Here is a 5,097-nt window from a genome sequence, read left to right as displayed (position 1 = left end):
ACATCAACCATCTCTACACGCATACCCACTGGCTCAATGTTCGTGACGGACGAAACGGAACGATTGACCAGCTGAACACCATGTACAATCGGTACAAGATGTGTCCGGCGTATATCTTGCCGCATTGGACGGAGTTCAAGGAAAAGGTACAGTCTTATTTGAACGCAGGAACTTCCACTATTTCTGCACCTTCTACAAAGCAGCTTTACCGGGTGAGAAAGTCTTGGGCAGATGCGAAGTCGCAGCTTGGTGCGTATTCCTCTTTGGAGAATGCGAAGAAAGCCTGCAAGGTCGGATATTCTGTATTTGATGCCAACGGAAATGTAGTCTACACCAATGGCGGCAAGTTCACTAAGGGGCAGAAGGTTGCCATTCGTGCCAATACACCTCTGTTCGCCAGTGCAGAAACTACATCTGTAACCAGAAGAATCAGCGGCACTTACTATCTCTATGACGGAATTGCCTGCAAGAACGGTCGTTATCGTATCACCACAAAGCCGGAGTTCTGCGGAAAAGCACCGGTGGGACGATTTGTGACTGGTTATGTTTCTTGGGATAATTTCAATCAGTGAGGATTCTTTTATGGAACAACAAAAATTGATGGATGAACTGAATTACCACCGTGCTCAAAAGCTGACTGATGCGTTATATCATTCCGGTTTGATTTCTTTTGAGGAATATGACAAATTAACGCTCAAAAATCGGCATTCTTTCTCTCCGATTTACGTGGACTTATTGCCGAAAACGCTTGCAATTCCGCCGAAAAAGAGGTAATATGGACACGTCAAAAGGAGGTGCAGAAGCATGAAAACTATTACTAAAATTGAGGCAAATCGCTCTGCAGCTGTTCATCGAAAATGTCGTGTAGCGGCTTATTGCCGTGTTTCCACAGAGCATGATGACCAGATAGAAAGTCTGGGAACACAAAAAGAACATTATGCGGCGTGGATCAAACTGCATACAGAGTGGGAATCTGCGGGTATCTTTTATGATGCCGGCATTACTGGAACAAAAGCAGAAATTCGTCCTGGACTGCAAGACCTTTTACAGGCTTGCCGCATGGGCAGGGTAGACCGCATTCTGGTGAAATCCATCAGTCGGTTTTCCAGAAATACGGCGGAGTGCCTCGCTCTTGTTCGGGAACTATCAGGAATTGGGGTTTCCGTTTTCTTTGAAAAAGAAAACATAGACACCGGCAGTATGGAAAGCGAATTGTTTCTGACGATACTCAGCAGCATGGCAGAGGAAGAATCTTTATCCATATCCAGAAATGAGAAGTGGTCGGTACAGCACCGGTTTCAAAACGGTACCTATGTGTCATCGTCTTTCCCTTACGGGTATTGCAGAAATGACAGGGGAGAGATGGTGCTCGAACCTGAGGAGGCAGAAATTGTGAAATACATTTTTTCTGCCTTGTTATTCGGAAAAAGTTCTTGTCAGATTGCAGATCTGTTGGAACAGCAGGGGATCCCTTTCAAGAATGGACGTCATTGGTGTGATGCTGCGATTCGTGGAATTGCTGCGAATGAAAAATATGTGGGAGATGTTTTGCTGCAGAAAACGTATACCGATGCACATTTTCATCGGCACAAAAATCATGGAGAAGTGGAATGTTATCTTCTTTCAGATCACCACATACCAATTGTTAGTCGGGAAATTTTTGCAAAAGCAAATGCAGTCATTCGACAGCGAGCTGCCGAAAAAGGCATTGTGTGTGGTACAGGAAAGTATCAAAAGCGATATGCTTTTTCCGAAAAGGTGATTTGCGGCAAATGCGGCAGCACTTGCAAACGCAGGATCCACAGCGGCAATGAAATTGCATGGACGTGTGCGGCTCATATTGAAAGTGCTCAAAAATGTCCTATGAAATATGTGCGGGAGGATATATTGAAAGCCGCTTTTGTTACGATGTTGAACAAACTGATTTTCAGCAGAAAGCACATTTTGAAACCATTGTTAGAACAGCTGAAAGCGAACAGCAATGATGAAAATGTCCGGCGAATGCAGGAACTGCAAAAGCAGCTGGAATCTCATGCTGAAAAGAAAAACACACTGCACCGTTTGTATGCACAAAAGGTCATAGATCCTGTTTTATTCCGGCAGGAAATGAATGCTTTGCAGAAACAAGCGGAGTCCTGCCGTATGGAAATTGCACAGTTGGAACAGGAAACACATGGAGAAACTGAGATAATTGCAGAATTAAAGCAGCTGCTGCGATTTACAGAGCAGCATTCTGCAATGTTGACAGAATTTCAGGAGACATGGTTTTCTGCATTTGCAGAACAAATAATTTTGTATGATCGGAATCATATTGGATTTCGGCTCAAATGCGGTCTGCTGTTAAAGGAGGAAATTTGATGGGACAGATTCCTTACGGCTACCGAATTAAAAACGGTGCTGCTGTGATTATATCGGCAGAGGCAGCACAGATTCGCCTTATTTTTCAAAATTATATTGCCGGTATGAGTTTACAGTCGGCAGCAAGAGCAGCAGGTCATCCCATGGCACATAGCACTGTTCGTCGAATGCTGCAGCGAAAATGCTACCTTGGAGATGCTTTTTATCCGGCAATTCTGGACAAAGAAACTTATGCTCGGGCAAATGCAGAGTGGCAGCATCGTGCAGATGTAATGCAGCGACTTGGAAAAACGAGGAGAAAGCCCGTATGTCCACAGACAAAATTTTTGTTGGAACTGCCGCAGCAAATACCAGAACTAGATAGAAATACACCATTTCAGCAGGCAGAATATCTTTATCATTTGATACAAAACAAGGAGTAATGCAACAATGCCAAAGGTCACTACAATTCCACCACGAAAGCAAAGAAATCATGCTGTCACGTCACAGGAAACCCGGAGGATCCGTGTGGCAGCCTATTGCCGTGTTTCCACGGATACAGAGGAACAGGCAACCAGCTATCAGGCACAAATTGCACATTATGAGGAAGTCATTCATAGAAATCCGGAATGGGTCTTTGCTGGGATCTATGCCGATGACGGCATCAGTGCAACCTCTACAAAACATCGGGAACAGTTTCATCAGATGATTCAGGACTGCATGGATGGAAAGATTGATATGCTCATTACCAAATCCATCAGCCGATTCGCCAGAAACACAGTAGATTGCCTGAATTACATCCGACAGCTGAAAGCACAAAACATTCCAATCTATTTTGAAAAAGAGTCCATCAACACAATGGATGCGAAAGGGGAGGTGCTGATTACCATTATGGCATCACTGGCACAACAGGAATCAGAATCTCTGAGTCAGAATGTCAAACTGGGAATGCAGTATCGGTTTCAACAGGGAAAGGTGATGGTCAATGCCAGCTGTTTTCTTGGCTATGATAAGGACGAAAACGGAGATCTTGTCATCAATCCGGAACAAGCCGAAACGGTAAAACGAATCTATCGGGAATATCTGGAGGGAGCAAGCTGTCAGCAGATCGCAAGGGGACTGGAACGGGACGGTATCCGAACAGCAAGAGGGTATACCCGATGGCATGACAGTTCGATTCGGTTAATTCTGGAAAATGAAAAGTATATGGGAGATGCTCTTCTACAAAAAACATATACTGTGGATTTTCTCAAGAAAAAACGCATTAAAAATAACGGCGAAATGCCGCAGTATTATGTGGAGGACGATCATGAGGCGATTATTCCCAGGGCATTGTTCTTACAGGTGCAGGAGGAAATTGCAAGGCGCGGTTCACAGGTGGACTGTATGGGCAGACGGCGTGGATTTAGTGCAAACCACTGTTTTACTGGTTTGCTTTACTGTGCTGAATGCGGGGAACAATTCCGCAGAATCCATTGGAATAACCGAGGCTGCAAATCTGTGGTGTGGCGATGTATGACCAGATTGGAGAAAAAAGGAGCGTGTCATGCACGAACAGTCTATGAGGAATCTTTGAAACAAACCTTTGTGGATGCTTTGAATCAACTGACAGGAGGCAGTGAAACATACCTTTCTATCTTACAGGAAAATATGGCTGAAGTGATTGAAATGGAACAATCCAATCTGCCCGAGGAAATACAGAGAAAATTAGATGTTCTTCAGAAAAAGTTGATCGAATGTGCAGAACGGCATGAGGATTATGAGGAGATAGCACAGGAAATCTTTCGGCTGCGAGAGCAAAAGGAACAGGCTTTAAGGGAAAATGTTTCTCAACAGGAGCAGAAAGACCGTATGCGGGAACTGCAGGAATTTTTGGTTGCTCAGCCGCATCACATTACCGAATTTGATGAAACACTGGTTCGGCATCTACTTACAAAAGTAACGGTTTCTTCCGATCGACTGGATTTTACATTTCAATCAGGTGTCACGGTTTCCATTGAAAAGTGAACCACTTCAAAAATCCTCCTTTGCAAAATATAAAAGCAGGGGAGGATTTTTAGATTTTATAACGGCATTGTTGTCTTGATTTCTCCTTAAATTTATGGTATACTAAGAAAAAACGGAGGTGCTGCATCATGGGAATCTATCTGAACCCAGGAAATGATTTGTTTTACTCTACAGTTACTTATTCTGAAATTTATGTGGATAAGACCATGTTGATTTCTTTCACCAATAAATGTTTGTTTGGAGAAAACAAGGAGATCTGCGTCAGCCGTCCCAGAAGATTCGGAAAGTCGATGGCAGAGAATATGCTGACGGCTTATTACAGCAAGGGCTGCGATTCGAGAGAATTGTTTTCCAAGTTTCAGATCGCACAGACACCGGATTTTGAAAAGCACCTGAACCGGTATAATGTGATTCACATCGATATGCAGAAATTCCTTGGCAGAACCAAAAATGTCCATGAAATGCTGGACTTCTTGCAGAAACGTGTGCTAAAAGAGATGAAACAGACATTCTCCGTGATAGAGCCGGAAGAAACCAGTTTGATTATTGCGTTGGAAGATCTGTACGGTCAATGTGAAGAAAAGTTTATCTTCATCATTGACGAATGGGATTCCATTTTCCGAGTACACCGGGACAATGCAACTGCTCAGAAGGAGTACTTGGATTTTCTGCGGGATCTTCTGAAAGGACAGCCCTATGTGGCACTTGCCTATATGACCGGCATTCTCCCAATCAAGAAATACGGTCAACATT

The 5,097-nt window shown here is 43.7% G+C and carries 5 protein-coding genes and 1 pseudogene; all 6 read left to right on the top strand.

Translation table 11 applies throughout. The features are described 5' to 3' along the window. A pseudogene (locus RUMCAL_RS16420) lies at positions 1-572 on the top strand (hypothetical protein); the annotation flags it as partial. A gap of 10 nt (positions 573-582) precedes the next feature. Further along, positions 583-774, top strand: coding sequence for an SHOCT domain-containing protein (locus tag RUMCAL_RS03045; protein ID WP_021681028.1), 192 nt, complete (start codon positions 583-585; stop codon positions 772-774). Positions 775-804: 30 nt separating this feature from the next. Then, the gene (locus RUMCAL_RS03040; RefSeq protein WP_021681027.1) at positions 805-2,358 is read left to right on the top strand and encodes a recombinase family protein; all 1,554 of its coding nucleotides are present in this window, start codon (positions 805-807) and stop codon (positions 2,356-2,358) included. Then, positions 2,358-2,780, top strand: a complete 423-nt coding sequence (locus RUMCAL_RS03035; protein WP_021681026.1) for a recombinase family protein — start codon at positions 2,358-2,360, stop codon at positions 2,778-2,780. Before RUMCAL_RS03040 ends, RUMCAL_RS03035 begins: the two co-directional genes overlap by 1 nt. 85 nt (positions 2,781-2,865) lie before the next feature. Next, positions 2,866-4,344 (top strand): recombinase family protein, encoded by a 1,479-nt coding sequence (locus RUMCAL_RS03030; protein ID WP_479725131.1) that lies wholly within the window; start codon positions 2,866-2,868, stop codon positions 4,342-4,344. A 128-nt stretch (positions 4,345-4,472) separates the two neighbouring features. Then, positions 4,473-5,097 (top strand): AAA family ATPase (locus tag RUMCAL_RS03025; protein ID WP_021681024.1); only part of this gene is annotated, 625 nt, incomplete at its 3' end.

Source organism: Ruminococcus callidus ATCC 27760 (genome assembly GCF_000468015.1).
In the GTDB taxonomy this organism is placed as follows: domain Bacteria; phylum Bacillota; class Clostridia; order Oscillospirales; family Ruminococcaceae; genus Ruminococcus_C; species Ruminococcus_C callidus.
Note: the sequence above shows the minus strand (reverse complement) of the source record. Positions and strands in the feature narration are given on the sequence as shown.